General features: G+C 67.2%; 17 protein-coding genes and 1 pseudogene. 9 read left to right on the forward strand and 9 right to left on the reverse strand.

The window, feature by feature from the left end; translation table 11 throughout:
• Positions 1-173: 173 nt before the first annotated feature.
• Both uraH and D472_RS0114075 read right to left on the reverse strand, forming a co-directional pair.
• Positions 174-518, reverse strand: coding sequence for a hydroxyisourate hydrolase (gene uraH / locus D472_RS0114070; protein WP_017605127.1), 345 nt, complete (start codon positions 516-518; stop codon positions 174-176).
• Positions 515-1,069 carry a 2-oxo-4-hydroxy-4-carboxy-5-ureidoimidazoline decarboxylase gene (locus tag D472_RS0114075; RefSeq protein ID WP_017605128.1) on the reverse strand — a complete coding sequence of 185 codons (555 nt, stop codon included), beginning with the start codon at positions 1,067-1,069 and terminating at the stop codon, positions 515-517. The genes uraH and D472_RS0114075 overlap by 4 nt, the downstream gene beginning before the upstream one ends.
• Positions 1,070-1,459: 390 nt before the next feature.
• On the opposite strand from D472_RS0114075, the gene D472_RS0114080 reads away from it, so the two are divergent.
• Positions 1,460-2,257 (forward strand): hydroxypyruvate isomerase family protein, encoded by a 798-nt coding sequence (locus D472_RS0114080; protein WP_017605129.1) that lies wholly within the window; start codon positions 1,460-1,462, stop codon positions 2,255-2,257.
• Positions 2,258-2,398: 141 nt separating this feature from the next.
• Positions 2,399-3,697, forward strand: a complete 1,299-nt coding sequence (locus tag D472_RS0114085) for a metal-dependent hydrolase family protein (protein WP_017605130.1) — start codon at positions 2,399-2,401, stop codon at positions 3,695-3,697.
• 50 nt (positions 3,698-3,747) lie between these two features.
• Here the strand turns inward: D472_RS0114085 and D472_RS0114090 are convergent, their stop codons facing one another.
• The gene (locus D472_RS0114090) at positions 3,748-5,019 is read right to left on the reverse strand and encodes a M14 family metallopeptidase (RefSeq protein ID WP_017605131.1); all 1,272 of its coding nucleotides are present in this window, start codon (positions 5,017-5,019) and stop codon (positions 3,748-3,750) included.
• A 203-nt stretch (positions 5,020-5,222) separates the two neighbouring features.
• A complete protein-coding gene (locus tag D472_RS0114095; RefSeq protein ID WP_017605132.1) occupies positions 5,223-6,161 on the reverse strand; it encodes an alpha/beta hydrolase family protein in 939 nt (312 codons plus the stop codon).
• Between the two features lie 147 nt (positions 6,162-6,308).
• Here D472_RS0114095 and D472_RS0114100 point away from each other — a divergent pair, with 147 nt between their 5' ends.
• Both D472_RS0114100 and leuA read left to right on the forward strand, forming a co-directional pair.
• Positions 6,309-6,872, forward strand: coding sequence for a TetR/AcrR family transcriptional regulator (locus D472_RS0114100; protein ID WP_239642977.1), 564 nt, complete (start codon positions 6,309-6,311; stop codon positions 6,870-6,872).
• Positions 6,873-7,405: 533 nt separating this feature from the next.
• Positions 7,406-9,106 carry a 2-isopropylmalate synthase gene (leuA, locus tag D472_RS0114105; RefSeq protein WP_017605134.1) on the forward strand — a complete coding sequence of 567 codons (1,701 nt, stop codon included), beginning with the start codon at positions 7,406-7,408 and terminating at the stop codon, positions 9,104-9,106.
• A gap of 130 nt (positions 9,107-9,236) precedes the next feature.
• Here leuA and D472_RS0114110 read toward each other — a convergent pair whose 3' ends face one another.
• On the reverse strand, positions 9,237-10,145 hold the full coding sequence (locus D472_RS0114110; RefSeq protein WP_017605135.1) for a CAP domain-containing protein: 909 nt from the start codon (positions 10,143-10,145) through the stop codon (positions 9,237-9,239).
• Positions 10,146-10,586: 441 nt separating this feature from the next.
• Between D472_RS0114110 and recO the strand changes: the two genes are divergently transcribed.
• The 4 genes from recO to D472_RS0114130 all read left to right on the forward strand — a co-directional run bounded on the left by recO (position 10,587) and on the right by D472_RS0114130 (position 13,895).
• Positions 10,587-11,318 carry a DNA repair protein RecO gene (recO, locus tag D472_RS0114115; RefSeq protein ID WP_017605136.1) on the forward strand — a complete coding sequence of 244 codons (732 nt, stop codon included), beginning with the start codon at positions 10,587-10,589 and terminating at the stop codon, positions 11,316-11,318.
• Complete coding sequence (locus D472_RS0114120; protein ID WP_017605137.1) at positions 11,315-12,127, forward strand: isoprenyl transferase; 813 nt, start codon at positions 11,315-11,317, stop codon at positions 12,125-12,127. Before recO ends, D472_RS0114120 begins: the two co-directional genes overlap by 4 nt.
• Positions 12,127-12,927, forward strand: a complete 801-nt coding sequence (locus D472_RS0114125) for an SGNH/GDSL hydrolase family protein (RefSeq protein WP_017605138.1) — start codon at positions 12,127-12,129, stop codon at positions 12,925-12,927. Before D472_RS0114120 ends, D472_RS0114125 begins: the two co-directional genes overlap by 1 nt.
• Before the next feature lie 122 nt (positions 12,928-13,049).
• On the forward strand, positions 13,050-13,895 hold the full coding sequence (locus D472_RS0114130; RefSeq protein WP_017605139.1) for an SGNH/GDSL hydrolase family protein: 846 nt from the start codon (positions 13,050-13,052) through the stop codon (positions 13,893-13,895).
• Positions 13,896-13,957: 62 nt separating this feature from the next.
• Here D472_RS0114130 and D472_RS0114135 read toward each other — a convergent pair whose 3' ends face one another.
• From D472_RS0114135 to D472_RS0114150, 4 genes are all read right to left on the reverse strand, one after another.
• On the reverse strand, positions 13,958-14,335 hold the full coding sequence (locus D472_RS0114135; RefSeq protein WP_017605140.1) for a Fur family transcriptional regulator: 378 nt from the start codon (positions 14,333-14,335) through the stop codon (positions 13,958-13,960).
• The gene (locus tag D472_RS0114140; protein WP_017605141.1) at positions 14,332-15,234 is read right to left on the reverse strand and encodes a metal ABC transporter permease; all 903 of its coding nucleotides are present in this window, start codon (positions 15,232-15,234) and stop codon (positions 14,332-14,334) included. Before D472_RS0114140 ends, D472_RS0114135 begins: the two co-directional genes overlap by 4 nt.
• Positions 15,227-16,078, reverse strand: a complete 852-nt coding sequence (locus D472_RS0114145) for a metal ABC transporter ATP-binding protein (RefSeq protein WP_017605142.1) — start codon at positions 16,076-16,078, stop codon at positions 15,227-15,229. The genes D472_RS0114140 and D472_RS0114145 overlap by 8 nt, the downstream gene beginning before the upstream one ends.
• An 87-nt stretch (positions 16,079-16,165) precedes the next feature.
• Positions 16,166-16,552: a DUF6703 family protein gene (locus D472_RS0114150; protein WP_017605143.1), complete on the reverse strand. Its 387-nt coding sequence runs from the start codon at positions 16,550-16,552 to the stop codon at positions 16,166-16,168.
• A 524-nt stretch (positions 16,553-17,076) separates the two neighbouring features.
• Between D472_RS0114150 and D472_RS0114155 the strand changes: the two are divergent.
• Positions 17,077-19,148 (forward strand): annotated as a pseudogene (locus D472_RS0114155) (CDP-glycerol glycerophosphotransferase family protein); the annotation flags it as partial.

The following is a 19,148-nucleotide window of genomic DNA, read 5'->3' on the forward strand; positions in this document are numbered from 1 at the left end:
CACGGGGCGTCATCATCCGTGGCGTCCACGGTCCTTGCGCCTTGAAGACCCGTGGAGGTGCCGTAGGCGGGATCCGAGGAAGGAGGAGCACACCATGGGTGCCACGCTCTCTACTCGAACCCATTCCCGCCTTCCACACGCCCGAGCGCGGCGCAGGTCGTGAAGGACACCGTCTAGGAGCCCCGGTAGGTCGAATAGGCGAACGGGCTGAGCAGGAGCGGCACGTGGTAGTGCGCGTCCTCGTCGGTGAGGTCGAACACGATGGTGACCTCGGGATAGAACCCCTTCTGGCCGGTAGCGGTGAAGTAGGACCCGGTGTCGAACACGACCCGGTAGTAACCGGCCTCGAGTTGGTCGGGGCCCAAGTCGGGTACGCGGCCGTCGTCGTTGGTACGTCCCTGGGCGAGCGGCTTCCAGGAGGTGCGTGCGCCATCGGCGGCGGCCTCCAAACGCACGGACACGTTACGGGCAGGCTGTCCCAACGCGGCGTCCAAGACGTGGGTGGTCACGTGGCTCATGTGGCCTCCAACAGTTTGACCAGGCGAAGTCCGGCGATCTTGCGCAGTTCGTCGCCGACCACGCCCAGTTCGGTGGCGGGGTCGTTGTCCAGACGGGCGACCAGGTCGGCGAGGAGTTCGCGACTGGTGCGTCCGCTGGCACAGACGAGATAGATCTGCCCGAATCGCTCCTCGTACTCACCTTGTGCGTAGGTGAAGATCCGCTGGACACGGGCGGAGGCGTCATCGGTGTCGGCGGCGAAGGCGGACTGTTCGCTCCGCGACCAGGCCGACTCGGTTCCCGAGCCTTGAGCCTTCTCCCCGATACGGGGGTGGCGGGCCAGGGCTGTGGCGGCCTCGTCGGTGGTGATGGCGCGCGCGTACTCGTCCGCGAGGGCGAGGAGGGTGGTGCGGTCGGTGAAGGGGGCCCTCGATGCGAGGGCCTCCACCCAGCGGTCCACGTTGAGGCACTGGGCGAGTTCGGCGCGCAAGTCCTCCTGAGGCAGCCGGTTCAGACGGGCCAATCCCGGCTCGAGGGCCGCCCCCGAGGTGTCCGGGGTGGTCTGGGGCATGTTGTACTCCCTGGGCCGGTCGATCGGTTTTCGCGCGTGGAGTGGCTGTCCCACTGGGCGGAGTTCGCGTGACCGGCCGCGCTTTTCATAGAGCAGATAGTCGATTCCGCATTGCGAATTGCAGGGACTCTAATTGATGACGGGGCGACCCTGTCAACACTACTGAGGGGGAATCGTGGGAAAAATATGGATTCTGTGTCCCTCCCCAAAGAAGCAGTGAAGTTCCTGGCGGTCCCCGTGCAGGTGAGAGGCTTGGGGGTGTTGAGCGCCTTTGGGGGCGGGGTCGATCGAAGATGGTCGACAGCGCGAGGAGGTCCGACGCAGGCCCACGCCATTCCTTAAAGTGAAAACTATTTTCCGTATCATGAAATTAAATGTTGGGGGTGGCGCATGAGTCACACACTCGGGTACACGGTGAACTGCTCCCTGCTGTTCACCGAACTCCCCATCAACGAACGTCCCCAGGCCGTACGGGACGCGGGCTTCCACGCCGTCGAGTTCTGGTGGCCCTTCGAGAGCGCGACCCCGCCCCGGGCGGACATCGATGCCTTCGTCACCGCCATCGACACCGCGGGTGTAAGCCTGACCGGCCTCAACCTCTTCGCCGGCCGACTTCCCGGCCCCGATCGGGGCGTGCTCTCCCACCCCGACCGGATCGCAGAGCTGCGCGCCAACATCGAGGTCGTCGCCCAGATCGCCGAACACACCGGAACCACCGGCTTCAACGCCCTCTACGGCCTGCGTCAACAGGGTGTCGATCCGGACGAACAGGACCGCGTCGCCTTGGAGAACACTCTCGCCGCGGCGGAGCGTGTCGCCAAGCTCGGCGGCACCATCTTCATCGAGCCCCTCAGCGGGGCCGAGGACTATCCGCTCAAGACCGCCGCCGAGGCTTTGGCGTTCATCGCCAAGGTCAGGGAGGCCGGGGCCGACAACGTCGCTCTCCTCGCCGACTTCTTCCACCTGGCCGTCAATGGTGACGACGTGGCGGCGGTGGTGCGCGATCACGCAGCCGAGTTCGGACATGTCCAGATCGCCGACGCCCCTGGACGCGGCGAACCCGGCACAGGCGAATTGCCCCTCGACGAACTCCTGTCCGCCTCCCAAGCCGGCGGCTACCAAGGGCTGGTGAGCCTGGAGTACGAGCCCACCGTTCCTTCCGCGGAAAGCTTCGCCTGGCTGCGCTGACCGTGTGCGTTCTGGGTCCCTGCCCCGCCGACCCACGATGCGTCACCCTGGACGCCGTTCCGTGGCGGTGAACCCCGGCCGTCACCGCACTGGAGCGGGGACGGAGGTTTCAGGGCTCGCAAAGGTGATCACACAAGGGGCGTGAGCGAAAACTCTGAGTCATCACCGCTGGTCATCAAGAACGTCCGGGTCTTCGATGGAAAGAGCGAACGGCTCGAAACCGGACACGTGGTGGTGCGCGGAAGGCGCATCGACCGGATCGTTCCACTCACGGATGAGGTCGCCGAACCCGACGATGCCCGGGTGATCGACTGCGCCGGTGAGGGGGGAGCGGTCACCCGCGTGCTCATGCCCGGGCTCATCGACGCCCACACCCACCTGGCCGTTTCGGGTATCTCCGCTCTCGAAGTGCTGACCGGTCAGGACGGGCTGGTGCACTGCAAGGCCTTGGCCGAGGCCCGCCGCGTGCTCATGCGCGGCTTCACCTCGGTGCGTGACATGGGCGGACCCACCGGAGCGATCAAGAGTGTGATCGACTCCGGGGAGTTCCCCGGACCACGTGTCTACCCGAGTAACGCCGCGATCTCCCAGACCGCCGGACACGGGGACTTCTCCGCCGTCTACGACGCGCCCACGGCCCTTGGTGGTCCCTTGTCCCGCGCGGAGCGACTGGGGATCATGCGGGTCGCGGACGGGCCGGAACGGGTGCTCGCCGCCGTACGAGAACAACTCAAGAAAGGGGCCTGCCAGGTCAAGCTCATGGCCGGAGGCGGAGTCACGTCGGTCTACGACGACCTGGACGTCTTGCAGTTCACCCCGGAGGAACTACGGGTGGCGGTCCAGGCGGCTCAGGACTGGGGGACCTACGTCGCCGTGCACGTGTTCGACACCGAAGGGATCAGACGTGCCCTGGACGCGGGGGTCCGCTCCATCGAACACGGACAGTTGGCGGACGAGGAGACGGTCGCCCTGGTCGCGAGCAAGGGGGCGTGGTTGAGTACGCAGCCCTTCGCCGTTGGCGACCACTCCTTCCCCGATCCGCGATCCACGGCCAAGGACGCCGAGGTCTGCGCGGGGGTGGACCACCTGTTCACCTGGGCACGTGAGCACGGCGCGCGGCTCGCCTTCGGTACGGACCTGCTCTTCGCCCCGGACGCGGGTGATCGCCAATCGCGAATGTTCACCCGCCTGGATCGGTACATGTCACCGGTGGACGCCCTGCGGGTGGGCACCTCGGGTAACGCGGCCCTGTTGGGAATGGCCGGAAACCGGGACCCCTATGGTGAGGCCGAACTGGGGGTGGTGCGGCCGGGTGCCTGGGCGGACCTGCTGGTGGTGGAGGGTGATCCGACTCAGGACCTCTCACTGCTGGCCGATCCCGGACGAAACCTGTCGGTCATCGTCAAGGACGGGAAGGTGTATCGCAACCGTTTTGGATGAAGGAAGGACCCCGACCCGAACGATCGGACCGGGGCGCTCCGTGGCGTGGGTCAGCCGCAGTAGGCGTCCTGCTCACCGATGATCCGGTAGGGGCAGTCCGCGTAGTCCAACAAGCGCAGCACCGCCTCCTCGTTACGGGAGGTCTCGCGCTCGATCACCGAGGACGGCGGGTAGAAGCCCCCACCCGAGGCCGAGCGAGGATACATCTCGTACGTGAAGTTGACGATGCCCTGGTCGGCCCACAGCCAGTCGTTGATCGAACCGTCCGTGATGTACAGGTCGCTGGACTGCTGGGGCGTGTACCCGTTGGCCTCGGCCATGTACTCGCCCAACGCGCGGTGGGTGTCGTACTCTTCCTGTGTCATCGCGCCGGTGGTCTCATCGTAGGTGTGACCGAAGGGCCACAGGATGAGTTCGCTGTAGGTGTGGAAGTCGATGGCGGCGGTGATCTGCTGTTCGCCGTCCACCACCCGACCGCGCACGAAGTCGGCGACCGCCTTCACCTCGGTGGCGGATTCGGGGGCGTCTCCCCGATAGGTGGTGCCGCTCGGGTTGCCCGAGGAACCGCCACAACAGCCCCAATTGTAGGCCCAGTTGCGGTTCATGTCCGTGCCGATGGCGGAAGAACCCTCGTTGGGCTGGCGGTTCTTACGCCAGTTCCGCCAGGTATCACCCGCCATGTCGTACTCACTGCCGTCCGGGTTGACGTTGGGCAGGATCCAGATCTCCCGACCGTCCACCAGTTCGGTGATCCGGGGTTCCTCCCCGTAGCCATCGGTCAACAGGTGCAGCAGGTAGACCGCCATCTCCACGGTCAGGTGCTCGCGCGCGTGCTGGGAGTGGACGAACAGTACCTCGGGCCGGTCCTCGTCCACGGTCACGTTATCGCTGATCTTGACCGCCACCAGGTCCCGGCCCTCATGGGATCGCCCGAAGACCTCCCGCGCGGCAATGCCCGGGTGGTCGGTGACCACCTGGTCGATGATCTCCAGTAGTTCCGGATAGGTGGTGTAGCCCGGGTCCGGGCTCGCCAGTGTCCGCGCGGGCTCGAAGGCTCGGGCCGCGTATCCCAGCGAGTCGAGTTCGTCGAGGTCCTCGGTCGATCCGGTGATCAGCACCGAGTCCTCGCCCACGTGGTCGATCGCTACACCGGTGGCGGCGATCTCCGAGCGTTCCTCGGGGGTGGTCACACCGTCGATCTCGTACAACCCGTAGCCGGGTTCGGCGGTGGCGCTTCCGGTGGCCAGTGTGCCCAGGAGGAGGGCGCCGACGGCGACGGGGACGAGGGATCTTCTGAAGGGGGAGGGGGACGCATGGTGCACTGTGCCTCCATGAGCGGGGTGTGAGGCTACGAATACTGTGCGGTATTGGAGATCAGGGCCCCGAGAACTGTCAATATGGCCGGCCGGAGGTGACGGGAGCCGTGAATCGTCTGGTTTCGGAGCCCTGCCACGTGAAGCCCGCTTTTTTGTGACCGGACATGAGCCGAGCGTGGCCACATGTGGCCGGCGGGCGTCTCGCCCCCTTACTTGGATTCCAGACGGCCCCGTGGGTCGGAGTCTTGTCTCAGAACCGAGAGTTCCTCCTTCCAACCGGTGGAGTCGATGCCGAGTGCGTCACGCAGGTAGGCCAAGGAGACCCGTTGGATCAGGGCGACCCGCTCGGGGCTTTCGTCGGTCGTCTCCGCCACGCCGTACCCGGCGACACCGCCCAGGGAATGCTCCGCCCCGAACAGGGTGAGCAGGTCCGTGGCCCCCGGTCCCAGGTGGTAGGCGTCGGTCCACCAATCCGGACCTCGAGTGGAAAGGGCCGACTGGTCGCTGTCCCCGGCGACGACGAGGGTGGGCGTGCTCATCGTCGCGAAACTCGGCTTCATGAAGGGGAAGTGTTCGGCCGCGAACGGTGTGAGGGTGCCTTCATCGGTGCCGGCCGCGGCCAGTAGCACCCCGACCTTCACCCGGGGGTCGGACAGGTCCTCCCCCGGTTCGCCCTGGTCGTCGAGCACCCGTGCGCCGAGTAGGGTGCCGGCCGTCTGGGCTCCCCAGGAGTGTCCGGCGACGGCGATGCGGTGGTGGTCGATCCGTCCCTGGAGGCCGGGGATCGTGGTCTCCAGGGTGTCGAGTCGGTCGAGGGCGCGCGTCAGGTCCTCCACGCGAAAACGCCAGATCGACGGGGTGCGGGGATCGTCAGGAGCGATGTTCAGGGTTCGGGAGTCGAGATGGGTCGGCTGGACCACGACGAAACCGTGTGCGGCCCAGAAGTCGACCAGTGGTGCGTAGCCGTCCAGTGAGCCTCCGAAACCGTGCGAGAAGATGATGACCGGCAGGCCTGTTCCGGCCTCGGGCGCGCTGACGCGCAACCGTAGATCCTCTCCACGTTCCGGCGCCGGGAGCACGACCGGACTCACGGAGAGGACGCGGGCCGGGGTGCTCGATTCGGTCGGAGTGGAGTTCGGGTCGCCCATGGGATTCCTTTCAGGGGCGGTCGCGCTGGAACGCTTAAGTGGAACACTGCTCCGCTTGAACATATGGAACGTTGCTCCGGTTGTCAAGGATGAGAAGTGAGGGGTGTGGGCACGGTGAAGAATCGTGATGGAGGCGCGGAGCGGTCGGTGCCACGGAAACGGGCCGACGCACGGCACAACGAACGGGCCCTGTTGGAGGCCGCGGCCAGCGTCTTCGTTGAGTCGGGGGTGGACGCGCCGGTGCGCGAGATCGCGGCGATCGCGGGCGTGGGCATGGGCACCGTCTATCGCCATTTCCCGACCCGGGCCGATCTGGTCATCGCCGTCTATCGCCACCAGATCGAAGCCTGTGCCCAGGCCGGGCCGGAACTGCTCGCCACCGCCGATGATTCGTACGAGGCCCTCTCGCGTTGGGTGGGCATGTTCGTCGAGTTCTTGGTCACCAAGCACGGGTTGGCCGCCGCTCTGCGGGGCGAGGGCGCCGGGTTCGACGCTTTGCACACGTACTTCCTCGACCGGCTCGTGCCCGTGTGCGCACGGCTTCTCGAAGCGGCGGTGGAGGAGGGGCGGATCGTCGCCGACGTCGAGGCCTACGAACTGATGAGGGGGATCGGGAACCTTTGTGCCGGCGCCGACAGCGACCCGCGCTACAAGGCCACCCGTATGGTCGATCTGCTCATCGCGGGGCTACGTCGGACCCCCGAGGATTGATTGGAATTCCCCGCCTTTGGGCGTGGGGAGGAAGTCGCCCCATCGGGTCGGCGAACGTTCGGTGGTGTGGATCCTTACGCGTGAACGATCCGAACGTGGGAAGGCGTCCGTCGGCGGTACCGGCTCAGCGGAGGTACGGCTTGCCTACCTACCGGGGCCTCGGGTGTTGGCCGCACCCTGGGTCCCGCCGACGGACTCCGTATAAAACCCCCTAGCACTGAAGGGTTCCACTCCAGGGTAGCCGCCCGCGTTTGTATCTTGAAGTCGAGGTACCGATTTTGAACGATCATCTGAAATCCGCGCGAACCCCTCAGGGCGTCACGGTTCACAGTGGCCCCGTCTCAGCATGTGAGCAAAGAGTGCCGATTCTTCTCCTCCGTCTGCTAGCGTGACGATCGTTATGCTGCGTGAGCTGCTCCTCCTTAGTGGCCGCGACGGGGATCGTTAAAAGGTCGGCCCCTCGTCGCGGGACTTCGGCTTGCCCTGTCGGCCGTTACACCACGTGCCACGACTTTCCAAGGAGTAACACCACCATGGTGCCGCAGCAACAACCCAGTTCCATGCCCTTCCAGCGCTACCAGCCCTTCGCCCCGGTGGACCTGCCGGACCGCACTTGGCCCGCCAAGACCATCACCCAAGCGCCCCGCTGGCTGTCCACCGACCTGCGCGACGGCAACCAGGCACTGATCGAGCCGATGGACCCCTCACGCAAGCACGAGATCTTCCGGCTGCTGGTCAAGATGGGCTACAAGGAGATCGAAGTCGGCTTCCCCGCCGCGAGTCAGACCGACTTCGACTTCGTTCGGGAGCTGATCGAGGGCGACCTGGTCCCCGACGACGTGCAGATCTCCGTGCTGACCCAGGCCCGCGAGGACCTGATCGAGCGCACCGTGCAGAGCCTGGTCGGCGCCAAGCGCGCCAGCGTGCACCTGTACAACGCCACCGCGCCCACCTTCCGCCGCGTCGTGTTCAAGGTCGACCGTCAGGCCTGCAAGGACATCGCGGTCAAGGGCACCGGCCACGTGATGCGCTTCGCCGAGCAGTACCTGGGCCAGACCGAGTACTTCGGCTACCAGTACTCGCCCGAGATCTTCGTCGACACCGAACTGGACTTCGCCCTGGAGGTTTGCGAGGCGGTCATGGACGTGTGGAACCCCGGTCCGGGCCGCGAGATCATCCTGAACCTGCCCGCCACCGTCGAGCGCGCCACCCCCAACATCTACGCCGACCAGATCGAGTGGATGAGCCGCAACCTGTCCCGGCGCGAACACGTGGTCCTGTCCGTACACCCGCACAACGACCGTGGTACCGGTGTGGCCTCCGCCGAACTGGCCGTCATGGCCGGCGCCGACCGTGTCGAGGGCTGCCTGTTCGGCCACGGTGAGCGCACCGGCAACGTCTGCCTGGTCACCCTGGGACTGAACCTGTTCAGCCAGGGCGTGGACCCCAAGATCGACTTCTCGAACATCGACGAGATCCGTCGCACGGTCGAACACTGCACCCAGCTGCCGGTGGCCCCGCGCCACCCCTACGGCGGCGACCTGGTCTACACCGCCTTCTCCGGCTCCCACCAGGACGCCATCAAGAAGGGCTTCGACGACCTGAACAAGCGCGCGGCCGAGGCCGGCGTCCCGGTCGAGGAGTACCCCTGGGACGTGCCCTACCTGCCCATCGACCCCAAGGACGTGGGCCGCAACTACGAGGCGGTCATCCGGGTCAACAGCCAGTCCGGCAAGGGTGGCGTCTCCTACATCATGCAGCGAGACCACGCCCTGGACCTGCCGCGGCGCCTACAGATCGAGTTCTCCCAGGTCATCCAGCAGTTCACCGACGCCGAGGGCGGCGAGTTCCCGGCGGACCGCATCTGGGAGATCTTCTCCCAGACCTACCTGGCCGATCGGGGGCCGGTCGCGGTCCTGGCGCACCGCTCCAGCACCGGCGAGGACGGCACCTACTCGATCGAGGCCGACGCCCGCGTGCACGGCGAGATCCGTGAACTGAAGGGCACCGGTAACGGCCCCATCTCCGCGTTCGCCGACGCCCTGACCGACGTCGACGTCAAGGTTCGCGTGATCGACTACGTGGAGCACTCCATGGGCGAGGACGGCGACGCCCGCGCCGCCGCCTACGTGGAGGCCGAGATCGACGGCCGGGTCGTGTGGGGGGTGGGCATCCACAGCAGCATCACCACCGCATCCCTGAAGGCCATGTGCAGCGCCATCGGTCGCCTCTGACCTGAGGCGGGATCCGGTCCAAGGACGCGGACCGGATCGGGGGCGTACCCGATTCGAGGATGGGGCTCGCGACGAACGTCTCGCCGCGGGCCCCACCGACGTTCTTCGGTCCTCGTCGTCGCTCAGACGGTCACCGGTAGCCGAACTTCTGAGTCCAGGCACGGTCGGCCTCGCCGACCCCGATCGCCTTCAGATCGCAGTTGAGGATGTTGCGGCGGTGGCCAGGACTGTTCATCCATGCGTCCATCACCTGCCGGGCGTTCTGTTGCCCCTTGGCGACGTTCTCGGCGCCCCAGGAGTCGTAGCCGTGGCGACGCGCACGTTCACCCGGTCCTTCACCCTCGGGACTCTCGTGGGCCATGTAGCCGCGGGCGGCCATGTCCTCGCTGTGCTCCTGCGCGGCGGCGGTCAGTTTGTCGTCGACCCGCACCGGGGAGCAGCCGTTCGAGGCCCGTTCACTGTTGACCAGCGTCACGACCTCGGTGGCCATGGGGCCGGCCGAAGAGGAACCGCCGCCGCCACCACCGCCACCGCCATTGCTCGCACCGCCGCTGGAACCGCCACCGCCATTGCTCGCACCGCCGCCGGAACCGCCACCGTCACCGCCACCACCGGCCTCCTCACCGGAGTCCTCGGGGGCATAGGAGGCGGTCGCCTGGGCGCTGCGGGGAGAACTGTCCCCGGCGGGCTCAGCCGGTTCGGGAGCCTGGGTGGGTTCCTCGAAGAAGTCGTCACCCTCCAGGTCCGGAACCTGGGAGTCGTCGGCGACGGCACCCTCCCCGATCCGACCGGCGGAGCTTGCGCCGTCGGCGGCCTCCAGCGCGTCCTTGTCCTCTCCGACCGTGTTCAGGACCAGTGCCCCGGCCAGGGCCAGGCCGACGGGGACGGCGACCACACCCGCGACGAGTGGGAACACCCTGCGCCGTTTGCGACGATTCGACCGGCCCTCCTCCCAGAACCCATCGTCGTCGTGCCGATCCTGATCTTCGTACTCCGAGTACCGGCCCTCGCGGGGTGCGCGCTGTTCGCGAGCGCTCATCCTGCGCTTGCCTCTGCGACCTCGCGCCATTTCGCTTGTACCTTCCGTGCCGGGATGGGAAACGTACGGGGCGCCCTCGTGAAGGCGGCCGGTGGGGTGAGCCCGTTGAGGCTCGGTCACCCGGAGACCGAACTCGCCGGAGAGGGGCTTGCCGTATCCATGGCCACACATGGTCATCGGTGGCTCTGTGTTCGGTGGGGGCAAGCGATGCCCGGGTCTGCGGTGTCGCGGGGGGAGGGCGGCACGGCCGAGCATCGATATCCCTAGCGCGTGAGAGTAGAGCAAATGTCGTGAAAAGGGAATCCAAACCGTAATGAACCTGATCAGGGGTTCGTGCGTCCTCGTGCTTTCGGGCCGGACCGATCGTGCTTTCAGGGCGGACCGGCCAGGTTTTCGGGATGCACCGACCAGGTGGTCGGTCGTATCCGCGACAATGGAGTAGTGAGCCTCTACCGTGACGAGGGCGTCGTCCTGCGCAACCAGAAGCTGGGCGAGGCCGACCGCATCATCACCCTCCTGACCCGCCGCACCGGTCTGGTGCGTGCCGTCGGCAAGGGCGTACGCCGTACCAAGTCCCGTTTCGGCGCGCGGTTGGAGCCGTGTACCCACGTCGACCTGCAGTTGCACACCGGGCGTACGCTCGACGTCATCACGCAGGCCGAGACCGTGCGTTCCTATGGTTCGGCGATGGTCCACGACTACTCCCGCTACACCGCGGCCAGCGCGATGCTGGAGACCGCGGAGAAGATCGTCGCGGTGGAGAAGGACCCGGCGCTGCGCCAGTTCCTCCTGCTCATCGGTGCCCTGAGGACCCTGGGTGAGGGAGGTCATGACTCCAGGCTCGTCCTGGACGCCTACCTTCTGAGATCCCTGGCCGTGGCGGGCTACGCCCCCGCCTTGACCGAATGCGCCCGCTGCGGAACCCGCGGGGAGCACCGTGCGTTCGCGGTGCACGCCGGCGGTATGGTCTGCTCGGTGTGCCGCCCCCACGGCTCCGTGTACCCCTCGCCCGAGACGGTCCGGCTCATGTTCGCCCTGCTCGGAGGCGATTGGGACAGCGCGGACGCCAGCGAAGGCGGGCACCGCTCCGAGTGCAGTGGAATGGTCGCGGCCTACCTACAGTGGCACCTGGAAAACGGAATCCGATCACTGCGCCATGTGGAGCGTTCTTGAGTCTGTTCAGCTTCGACAAAGGTAGGCGGGAGCGACCGGAGGGGTCGGAACACATCGCGCCCGCCCCCCACCCCAGCGGGGCGCGCCCTCCGAGCCTGCCCGCCGACCTGGTGCCCCGGCACGTCGCCGTGGTCATGGACGGCAACGGCCGCTGGGCCAAGGAACGCGGCCTGCCGCGCACCGAAGGTCACCGAGCCGGAGAGTCCTCCCTCTTCGACGTGATCGAGGGCGCCTTGGAGATGGGCATCCCCCACCTGTCCGCGTACGCCTTCTCCACCGAGAACTGGAAACGTTCACCCGACGAGGTGCGTTTCCTGCTCGGGTTCAACCGGGACGTCATCCGTCGTCGCCGTGACGAACTGCACGCACGTGGTGTGCGCGTCAAATGGGCGGGGCGCGCGGGGATGCTCTGGAAGAGCGTCATCTCCGAACTTCAAGACGCCGAGGAGATGACCAAGGACAACACGGCGCTCACTCTCCAGTTCTGTGTGAACTACGGCGGCCAAGCCGAGATCGTCGACGCCGCCCGAGAGTTGGCCCGACAAGCCGCCGAGGGCCGGATCTCTCCGGAGAAGATCACCGAGGACACCCTCGCCCAACACTTGTACGCCCCCGACGTCCCTCCGGTCGATCTGTTCGTGCGTTCCTCGGGGGAGCAGCGACTGTCCAACTTTCTGCTGTGGCAGAGCGCCTACGCCGAGTTCGTCTTCTTGGAGACGCTCTGGCCCGACTTCGACCGCCGTGATCTGTGGCGGGGCTGGGGNNNNTACGGTGGCGCCGAACCCAACCAGGTAAAGAAGGAGAAGTGATGGCCCAGAGCGGCGAGTACTCGTGGCTCCGTCCCGGAATGTCGCTCGTGGCGATGGGGGACAGTTTCACCGAGGGTGTGGGAGACCCCTACCCCGATGGCTCCGGGGTCTTCCGAGGTTGGTCGGACCGGTTGGCCCAACACCTGGCCGACCACACCGGGGAGATCCACTACGCCAACCTGGCGGTGCGTGGCAAGCTGATCCGTCAGATCGTCACCGATCAGCTGGCGCCCACCCTGGAGATGAAGCCGGACGTGGTCACGCTGTGCGCCGGCGGCAATGATCTGCTGCGCCCGGCGGGAGACCCCGAGCGCGTGGCCCGCGTCCTGGACCACGCCGTGTCCCGCCTGCGCGCGAACGGCAGCCAGGTCGTCCTGTTCACCGGGGTCAACGTCGCCACCGGGTACATGCGTGGCACCATCGGTCTGTTCGCGCGCTTCTACATGAACGTTCGCGCGATCGCCGACAAGTACGACTGCCACCTGGTCGACCAGTGGTCGATGGACGTGCTCAACGACTCGCGTGCCTGGGACGAGGATCGACTCCACATGTCCCCGGAGGGGCACCGCCGGCTGGCCCTGCGTGTGGCCGAGGTCCTGGGAGTGCCCACCGAGGAGCGTTGGGACCGGCCCTGGCCCGTCCTCGAACAGGTGAGCTGGGCCAAGGCCCGGCGTGAGGACCTGCAGTGGGTGAAGGATTCCCTGGCCCCGTGGATCGGCAGGCGCCTGACGGGGCGTTCCTCGGGGGACACGGTGACCGCCAAGCGTCCCGAGCTCACGCTCCTGACCAAGGACCGCTGACACCGCCGTCACCCCACGCGTTCTTCGCCACACCGCTCGTGGTGTGAGCTCCACCCCAAAACGTGACGAACCATCAACCTACTGTCGCGTAACCCAGGGGTGGGGCTGCATCATCGAACACCATGAGCGGTGTGCGGACCGGTTCCTCCGGTGATCTCAAGAACAAGGACATCCTGTCCTACGTCGCCCTCGGAGACAGTTTCACCGAGGGCATGAGCGACCCCTACCCGGACAGCGACAGCGTGCCCAACGGTCGTTATCGGGGGTGGGCCGACCGTGTGGCCGAACACCTCACCGAGCACGTGGCCGAGGTGCGTTACGCCAACCTCGCCATCCGCGGTCGCCTCATCGCCCAGATCCGGGACGAACAGGTGCCGCACGCGGTCGAGATGAAGCCCGACCTGGTCACCCTGTGTGCCGGCGGCAACGACCTCCTTCGTCCGGGTGGCGACCCCGACCGGGTCGTGGAGATCTTCGAGTCGATGGTCGTCGAATTGCGCGCCACCGGTGCCCGTGTGGTGATCTTCACCGGATTCGACACCAACTGGCAGCCGGTCATGCGCCACCTGCGCGGCAAGATCGCCACCTACAACATGCACATGCGCGCGGTCGCCGACAAGTACGGCTGCGACGTCGTCGACGTGTGGAGCATGAGGATCCTCGATGATTCCCGTGCCTGGAACTGGGACCGGCTGCATCTGTCCTCGGAAGGCCACCGTCGACTGGCCCTACGAGTGTGCGAGGTCCTGGGTCTGCCGGTCGAGGGCGACTGGAACGAGCCTTGGCCACCGCCGGAGCCGCGTGACTGGCGCACCGCCCGGCAGGAGGACCTGTACTGGGCGCGAGAGTTCCTCGTCCCATGGATCCATCGCCGGCTGACCGGTCGTTCCTCCGGTGACGGGGTGAGCGCCAAACGGCCCACCCTGCAACGCTGCGAACAGCTCCATCCCGATGACCAGGCCCCGTGATTTTGGCCCGAACGTGGGAGAGGACCCCCGCCACGGCGGGGGGCCTCTCCTGTCGGTCGGNCCTACCGGGCCGAGCAGTCGGCGCAGGTGCCGAACACTTCGACGGTGTGGGTGACGTTGGTGAAACCGTGCAGGGTGCCGATCTCGGTGGTCCAGCGCTCCACCGTGGGAGCCTCGATCTCCACCGCGGTGGAGCACGTTCGGCACACCAGGTGATGGTGATGGTCTTCGGTGTCGCACGCGCGGTAGACGGACTCGCCCTCGTCGGTGCGTAGGACGTCCACCTCGCCCGAGTCGCTCAGCGCCTGCAAGGCGCGGTAGACGGTGGTCAGACCGATCTTGGACCCATCGGCACGAAGGTCCGCGTACAGGTCCTGCGCACTGCGGAAACCGGAGGACTCGGTCAGCGCCCGGCGGACGTCCTCACGTCGTGTGGTCATGGTGTCAACCTCCCCCGATCACTCTGGATCATCGTATCCATGGGGCTTCTCGCGGCGGTGGAGGGGGGTGTGGCCCTCCGCCGTTTGGCGGTCCGGCGCAACAGGCCACCGGACAGGACCGCCACGCAGTACACCGCCAAGGCCAGCAGCACGATGGTGGCGCCCGGGGCCAGGTCCGAGTAGAACGCCGTGGTCAGCCCACCCAAAGAGGAGGACAGACCGATGAACACGGCCAAGCCCATGGTCACCCGGAAGCTGCGACTGAGCTGTTGGGCCGCGGCGACGGGGACGATCATGAGCGCGCTCACCATCAGTACACCCACCACACGCATCGCGATCACCACGGTCAGGGCGGCGGTCACCGCCAACAGAATGCTCAAAAAACGCACCGGCAGCCCATGGGCCCGGGCCACCTCCTCGTCCTGGCACAGCACGAACAGTTCACGTCCGAAGACCGCGAGGACCGCCAACACGCCGACCGCCAGCACGCCCACGATCCAGATGTCCTGTTCACCCACGGTGCTCACCGAACCGAACAGGAAGGAGGTCAGGGTGGCGTTGCTCGCACCCGGTGTGAGCCCGATGAGCAGCACACCACCGGCGATACCGCCATAGAACAGCAGCGCCAGCGCCACGTCCCCACTGGTCCGGGTACGCACTCGGACCAGTTCCATGAGGATGGCGCCCACGGTCGCCACCACCGCGGCGGTCAACACCGGTGAGGTGCTGGTGAGCAGGCCCAAGGCCACACCGGTCAGCGCCACGTGGCCGATGCCGTCGCCCAGCAGGGCCAGACGGCGCTGGACCAGGAAGGTGCCGATCACCGGGGCGACCAGGCCCACCAGCACCGCCGCGAGCAGGGCCCGCCGCATGAACTCGTACTGCAGCAGTTCAGTCACGGTGGGGCACCTCGAGTCGAACGATCTCCGAGTGCGCGTCGGTGGACGCGACCCGTGGATCGGGGTCGTTGGGGTCAGGGTGGGGATGCTGGTGTACGTGTCCGGGGCGCGCGCACGCGCCGATGGCCGCGGGCGGTGCGCCGTCGTGGACCACCCGGCCCTGTTCCAGCACCACGGCGCGCTCGATGACGTTCTCCAGCGGACCCAGTTCGTGCAGGACCAGGACCACCGTGCTGCCCTGTTCACTCAGGCGGGCGATGGTGCGGGCCAGGGCGCGTTGGTTGTCGGCGTCCACCCCGGCCATGGGTTCGTCCATGACGAAGGTGTCGGGACGTCCGGCCAGGGCACGGGCGATGAGCACGCGCTGTTGCTGACCACCGGAAAGTTCGCGTACGGCGTCGCCGGCCCGTTCGCTCAGGTCGACGGCGGCCAGGGCCTCCTCGACCGCGGCACGGTCCGCCTTGGTGGACAAGGACAGGCGGCGGCGTCGGGCGACCTGGCCGGAGGCGACGATCTCACGGACGGTGGCGGGGACGGCGCCCCCGGCGGTGAGCCGCTGGGGGACGTAGCCGATCCGCTTCCAATCGCGGAAACGGCGCAAGGGCGTGCCATGGATGTGGATTCGGCCGGAGGTGAGGGGCACGATGCCGAGCATCGCGCGCATCAGGGTCGATTTGCCCGAACCGTTGGGGCCCAGGACGGCCATGGTCTGGCCCACGGGGACCTGGACGTCGACGCCGTTGAGAACGGGGACGCCGTCATAGGCGGCGTGGGCGTCGACGACCTGGAAGGCGGGCGGGACTTGGGAGGAACGGGACCCTGAACCGATGAGCTGGGCAGACACTCCCACATTATGACGAAAACGAAAATGGTTGTCAAAACCTTGACCGTCGCCCATCACCGCCTTCTCCCGTAGGAGCGGTGCTCGGGCTCAAAGGCCCGAGGCCCGGGCCAGGGCCAAGACCAGTACCACCAGCACCATCAGAACCCGCGGCACCCGTTGTCGCCGGGCCAAGGTCGGCCAGGTCAGGAAGGCCAACCAGGCGAAGAAGGCCGCCACCGTCAGCAGACACAGGGCTCCCAGCACTCCCGGAGACGTCAGGCCCGCGATGAACAGGACGCCCAGCAGCAGGGGAAGGAGCCAATGTGGACGTTGGTGCAGCCACACCAGGGGAACCGCGCTGCGTCGTTCCACCTCTTGGCGCAACCGTCCCGCGCCCGGAGTGAACAGAGCGTCCCCCGGTGGGAGCCGCCGCTCCGGGTCGAGCCGACCCCGATTCGCCCGTCGCCGCTCGTCTTCGTGTTCGCGAGAGGCCATCGCCGCCCCTACCCCTTCGTCCGCGATCGGTCCCCGGACCCACCGACCGAGGAGAAGCCGTTTCGCTTCCCTGGTAGATTCGCGAGATGTCCGTGAAGCCGAATGGACACGCGCGGGTCGGTGATCCGTGCGAGCCGGGCTCTCATCGCGAGAACATGACGAAACCTCGCGGTGTGGACGCCAGGCCCGTGGTTCACGTGTCAGTGAAGCAGGAACCGGCCGCCACCGCGAGGTGCGCGAGCCACCCGAACCGTTTCGGGTGGTCGATCCCATGGCCGTGGTCGTGGGAGGAAACCGAAAACCCGGGTTGGACCCTGGCACAAGGCCCCGATTCGAGGCGGACGTGAAGGCGTTCGCCTCACGCAGCCCCGACCTTCCCCGTTCTCGGCTGTCCGGGGTTTGACGTGCGTTGGGTCAAGTACCTTTTACATTCAGTTAAATGACCGTCTGATCAGCGTGGACCGTCCGCACTACGGTGCCCGCACGTCGCACAGCGACGAACCCTTCGAAGGGTGTCAACTTCCGTGCCCGAACCCACAATCATCGTGACGTTCGACGTCACCGAGCCGCACTTGCAGAACTGCCTCGATTCTCTGGCCCGTCAACGCGACGAGGCCCAGGGCGAGGAGGGGGCGCGTAACGGCGCCCTACGGCCCGGCGCCGAGGTCATCCTCGTGCCGGTCCGTGTCACCGACGGGGCGAGCGCGACGCCCCCGGCCGATCCCGAGGTCTCCGACGGAAAGACCTCCGGGCCGGACATGAGCGCCGAGGGCGACGACGAGATCGCCCGTACCGACTCCGACGAACCCGGCCGGGAAGAGAACGACCAGGGCGACGAGGCGGTCGAATCCGCGCGCGCGGAGGGGTTGGCCCAGGCCCGTGCCTTCGCCCAGAGCCCACCACCCGGCCTACGCGTCAAGCTCTTGGAGGAGGGCCCGTGCTCGGATCACCCCGCGGCCCGCACACGCGGGGCGGCCGAGGCCACCGGCGACCACCTGCTCTTCCTCACCGGATCCGATGCTCTGACCAGCTACGCGATCGCCTACCTGGCGCACAGTGCCGCCGACACCCGCGCGGACCTGGTCATCGGTAACGTGCACCAGTTCAACGAGCTGGGCGCCGCGCCCTCCAAAGCGCACAAGAGGCTGTGTTCTCGCCAGCGCCTGGCCGAGGACCCCCGAAACGTTCCCGGCCTGCTCTCCGACGCCACCCTGGGCAACCGGCTCTGGCGCCGAGAGTTCTGGGAGTCCCAGCAGGCCTTCGAGACCCGGCCCGAGGACGGTGACCTCGCGATCCGGCGGTTGAGCCTGCGGGCCGACGCGGTGAGCGTGCTTCCTGCTCCCGTCCTGCTCCTGCGCGAACGCGCCGACAGCCGGCCACCCTTGGAAGAGGCCGCCCTCGCCCGGCGCCTGACCATGATGAACCGGATCGCCGGCGAGCTGAACAACGCAGACCGGAAACTGTGGGACCGCAACCTCCTCCAAGGTGAGCTCCACCAGCTCCTGTTGCGGATGGACGACGCGGACGAGCCCGTCCGCGAGACGGTCGTGGACCTGCTCAACGCCTACCTCGACCACGTACCGCAGGCCCTCCTCAACGGGATGCCCGTCCTGGATCGGCTCCTGTACCACCTGGTGCGCAAGCGGCGCTCGGACGACGTGGTGGAGGTCGCCACCTTCGCCAAGAGCGTCGAGATCAAGAAGGCGAACGTGGTCCGCCGTGGGCTGGGCTACTACATCGCCTATCCCTTTTTCGAGGCCAAGGATCCGGCCAAGGCCGTCCCTCGGGAGATCTACCGCCTCGAGGAGGAGATCAGGGTCCGCCAGAAGGTCGAGGACGTGCGCTGGCGGGATGGCCGGCTCCACATCAGTGGCCGAGTGGGTATCCGCCACCTGCGTGCTCACAAGCGTTGGCACCAGCACTTGGTCGCCTTCGCGATCAACACCGCCACCAACCGACGTATCCGCGTACCCGTGCAGGTCCGTCTGGCCGCCGAATACCGGTTGCCCGACCTGCCCGAGGCCGCAAGGCACGACTTCGGTGGCTTCACCGTCATCCTGGACCCGCACCGTCTTCGCTCGGCCCGGACCTGGAAACCCGGCGACTGGAAGGTCGAACTGGTCGTCTTCAACCGCGGCCTGACCAGGCGCCGCATCATCTCCAACCCCGTCTCCGGACAACCCGAACGGCCCGGCTACCACGACGTCGGTGACCAGATGTGGATTCGGCCGCACTGGAACAAGGACCGGCAGCTCGTCGTCAGCGTCGAGCCGACCCGAGCCCGCGTCACCGAGCACCGCTTCGACCCCCACGCCGCCGAACTCCACATCGAGGGCGACCTGTTGTCCGCTCCCGCCACGGATGCCACCGGTCTGCGGATGGTCCGACGACCCGGTACCACCCGACTCACCTACCCCGTCCACGTCAAGGGCGGCCGGTTCAGCGCCCGTGTGAGCGCTGAGGACCTGTTCACACGAGGCCTCAGCGAATGCGGCGGCGTGATCCGCCAGGAGGAATGGGACACCGAACTGGTCACCTCCGAACGGCTCGGAGTGCCCCTCGTCCTGCCCGATGAGGTGCCCGGAGCCGCCTACGG

The sequence above is a fragment of the Nocardiopsis alkaliphila YIM 80379 genome (genome assembly GCF_000341005.1).
Classification (GTDB): Bacteria; Actinomycetota; Actinomycetes; order Streptosporangiales; family Streptosporangiaceae; genus Nocardiopsis; species Nocardiopsis alkaliphila.